We start from the raw sequence: 3,664 nt of genomic DNA on the forward strand, positions 1-3,664 counted from the left end.
CTGGGGCAGGGGAATCCCGCGCTCATCGGAGAGGGTGGCACCGTGACACGCACGTGGTCGAGAGGGAAGGTCATCGCGGTGTCCGGTGCGTTCGCCGTGGTCGCCGTGGTCGCCGGCTTGATGCTCGTCGCGCTCCTCCGCCCCGCGCCCGAGTCCGCCCTCCCGGCGACGCCGAGCCCCTCGGCGACGGCCGGAGGAGCGGTGATCGCGGTGACCACCACCGCCGACGGTTCCTCGACCATGGCGGAGATCGCCGTCGGAGCGGCCGGCGCGGGAGCGACCAATTCCATACGGATCCACCCGGAGAAGCAGAGCCAGGAGATCACCGGATTCGGCGCCGCCGTGACGCACTCGTCGGCGGCGCTGCTGCACGCGATGCCCGCCGAGCGGCGTGCGGACGTCCTCACCGAGCTCTTCCATCCCGACGGCCCTGCCCGGCTCTCGGTGATCCGGATCCCGATCGGCTCCTCCGACTTCGTCGACACCGAGCCGTTCACGTTCGATGACCGCCCGAGCGGGGAGACGGACTGGGAGCTCGAGCATTTCAGCATCGATCCCGATCGGCGAGCGATGATCCCGGTGCTGCGGCAGATCCTCGCCATCAATCCCGACGTCACCGTCATCGCGTCACCCTGGAGCCCGCCGGCCTGGCTGAAGGAGGGGGAGTCGCTGGAGGGCGGGCGGCTGCGGGACGAGGAGGCCGCGTACGACACCTATGCGGCGTATCTGCTGCGGTTCATCGAAGAGTATCGCCGCGCGGGCATCCCGATCGCCCTGATGACGGTGCAGAACGAGCCTCAGCTCCGGCACCCGGACGGTTATCCCGGCACGGACATGCCGGTGTGGCAGCAGGCGAAGCTCATCGAGCGCCTGGGAGCCGCTCTACGTGCGGCGGAAGTCCCGACGCGGATCCTCGGCTTCGATCACAACTGGGAACTCAGCCCCGGGGACGCCGCCACCACGCCCGAAGGCGAGGACCCCGCCTATCAGTACCCGGCCGACCTGTTGCGGACCTCCGCCGCCCGATGGATCGAGGGGATCGCGTTCCACTGCTATTCCGGCTCCCCCGACGCGATGGGGCGGCTCTCGGACGAGTTCCCCCAGGTCACGATCTGGGTGACGGAATGCTCCGGATCGAGCGGACCCGACGACTCCGTTGAGCAGCGCTTCAGGGACACGCTGTCCTGGCAGGCATCCCACCTCCTGATCCCCGCTCTTCGCAACCGAGCGACGGGGATCCTGACCTGGAACCTCGCGCTCGACGAGGACGGCGGGCCCCACCGCGGCGGCTGCGACACCTGCACCGGTGTGATCACCGTGCACCCGGACGGCGCCATCGGCCGCAATGCCGAGTACTACGTGCTGTCTCACGCCGCGCGCTTCGTGCCCGCGGGATCGATGCGCATCGCGTCCGAATCGGAGGCACGGGGATTGGAGCACGTGGCCTTCCGGACGGATGAAGGGTCGACCACGCTGATCATCTGGAATGAGGGCGAGACGACCCGCGGCGTCGATGTCCTCCTGAGCGGAGAGCGGACGGCGGTCGACGTGCCCGCGCGGTCGCTCACGACGGTCGAGTGGTCGGCGAGCGTGCCGTGACCTCGGCGGGACATCTCCGTGCCGTGCACGCGTGCGAACGCCTGCCCGCGACATCCGCTCGACGACGACCTCGGCGTCATGGCCGTGAGAGCATGCACGTGATGGACACCGATCTGCGCGACGAACTGCGCATCCTGCGAGCACGAGCCTTCGGACCCGAGGCCGACATCGCACAGGATCCGGCCGCCCTCCGACGTCTCCGCGAGCTGGAGGCGCTGGCCGCTGCACGGCCCGCGCCGCAGGTCGATGTCGCGTCGGCGGCGCCCGAGCCGTACGCCGCGCCGGCGCCGAGGGCCGCCGCTGTCCTGGAGGCACCGGCGGTTCCCGCCGTCGCGCCTCCTGCGCCCGCGAATCCTTCTTCCGCGGAGGCCGCGCCGCCCGATACGCCGCCGGCCCGGCGACCTCGCGACCTCTCGCAGCATCTGCGTGGGATGTGGGCGCTGTCGGTCATCGCGGCGGCCGCGGTGTCGGGCGGGCTGACCTATGGACTGGCGCAGGTGACTCCCGTGTCGACCTCGAGCGGGGCGCCGCAGGTCGCGACGCTCGAGCCTTCGCGGACGATCGACATCCCCGCCGGATGGATGGGAGCCGGCCCGAGTTCGGTCGCGTACGAGTTCCACGGGCTGCTCATCTATGAGAGTGCATCGAACTTCGGGATGTCGTCGAACGGCAGCGACTGCATCACCGCGGTCGCCGCGGAAGAGCTGCCGGAGCCGGACGCCGACCAGTCTTCCTACTCGATCAGCGGCAACATGTACTCCGGCTGCCGCGTCGGGCCCTTCCCGGCGACCCTGAGCCTGTTCGTCGACAGCGGTGCACCCGAGGACCTGCGCGCCGAGTATCCGGACAGGGCGCTGCAGTTCGTCAAGGACGGCGACCGGATCGGCGTCTTCCTGGCCGACGGCTGAGTGCACGTCATCCTGCCGAGGGACGCAGGATGCATCCTGCGGCCGACGCGTGCGACGCCCCTGCTCGCGACGATGGAGCCATGACAATCACACGCCGTCCGCGCGCTGCAGCAGCGCTCCCCCTTGCCGCCCTTCTTCTCGTCGGCTCGCTCGCGGGGTGTTCCGCCGTCAGCGACGCGCTGCAACGCGAGGCCCAGCACGAGTTCGAGTCGCGTGAGGAACTCGTCGAGACCTGGGACAAAGACGCGTCCTGGCTTCCTGTCGATGCCGAGACGATCGTCACGCGGGAGTCCACCATGGGCGACCCCGCTTCACTGACCGCGCGCAGCTCGAGCGCACTGGATCCCGAGCGATGCGCCGAGGTGGAGCGACGCTCGGCGCCCACCGTCGCTGTCGAGGACACCCCGGACGTCTACAAGATCGATCAGGTCTTCGCCTGCGGTGACTGGGCCGTCGTGGCGACGGAGGACGGCTGGTTCGGATGGACGCCGAACCACCCCGACGAGCGGGCGCAGTCGCCCGCTCCCTGACTCGTCATCCCGACGGGGAGGCGCACCGAGCCCCTATCCCCGTCGGGACTGCGTCGGCAGGATGGGGGATGACATCAGCCGAGAAGGACAGGAGAACCCGTGAGCCAGATGAGCGAGCCGCTCGACATCGTCCGATCACTGCGCACCCTCACGATCGTGACGGGTGCCGTTTCCATCATCATGGGCATCGCGATCCTGCTCTGGCCGCTCAAGTCGGCGGCGACGATCACGCTCTTCATCGCGATCTACACGCTGATCGCCGGCATCGTCGACATCGTCCTGGCGATCATCTCGAAGGGGCTGGGCACGTGGCTGCGGATCGGCACGGCCGTTCTCGGTCTGCTGTTCATCGCCGCCTCGGTGGCCGCATTCGTGAACCTCGAGTCGACGACCGTGCTGCTCGCGGTGTTCGTCGCCATCATGCTGGGCGTGACGTGGATCTTCGACGGCGTCGTCACCCTGTTCGCGCTGCCCCGGAACAGCAGCATCACGCGCGAGCTCCCGCGATCCTCACGAGGGTGGACGGTCGCGTACGCGATCCTCAGCATCGTCGCGGGCGTGCTCGTCATCGTGTCCCCGCTGCTGACGGCGGCCGCGCTGTGGCTGCTCATCGGTCTGTCGCTCGTG

Annotated in this window: 4 protein-coding genes; all 4 read left to right on the top strand. The window is 69.5% G+C overall.

Going from position 1 to position 3,664, the window contains the following annotated elements; all coding sequences use genetic code 11:
* Positions 1 to 1,599, top strand: a 1,599-nt coding sequence (locus RIF89_RS12090; protein ID WP_309069356.1) for a glycoside hydrolase family 30 beta sandwich domain-containing protein, incomplete at its 5' end; no start/stop codon positions are given.
* Between the two features lie 101 nt (positions 1,600 to 1,700).
* Positions 1,701 to 2,507, top strand: a complete 807-nt coding sequence (locus tag RIF89_RS12095; RefSeq protein WP_309069357.1) for a hypothetical protein — start codon at positions 1,701 to 1,703, stop codon at positions 2,505 to 2,507.
* A gap of 80 nt (positions 2,508 to 2,587) precedes the next feature.
* A complete protein-coding gene (locus tag RIF89_RS12100) occupies positions 2,588 to 3,037 on the top strand; it encodes a hypothetical protein (RefSeq protein ID WP_309069358.1) in 450 nt (149 codons plus the stop codon).
* A 108-nt stretch (positions 3,038 to 3,145) separates the two neighbouring features.
* Positions 3,146 to 3,664: DUF308 domain-containing protein (locus tag RIF89_RS12105; protein ID WP_309069359.1), on the top strand; the 519-nt coding region annotated here is incomplete at its 3' end.

Source organism: Microbacterium sp. (assembly GCF_031178525.1).
Lineage (GTDB): Bacteria > Actinomycetota > Actinomycetes > Actinomycetales > Microbacteriaceae > Microbacterium.

What these genes read in the sequence shown, in the direction of transcription:
- RIF89_RS12100 (WP_309069358.1), top strand. Translation starts at nt 2,588, where the DNA reads ATGACAATCACACGCCGTCCGCGCGCTGCAGCAGCGCTCCCCCTTGCC.
- RIF89_RS12095 (WP_309069357.1), top strand. Translation starts at nt 1,701, where the DNA reads ATGGACACCGATCTGCGCGACGAACTGCGCATCCTGCGAGCACGAGCC.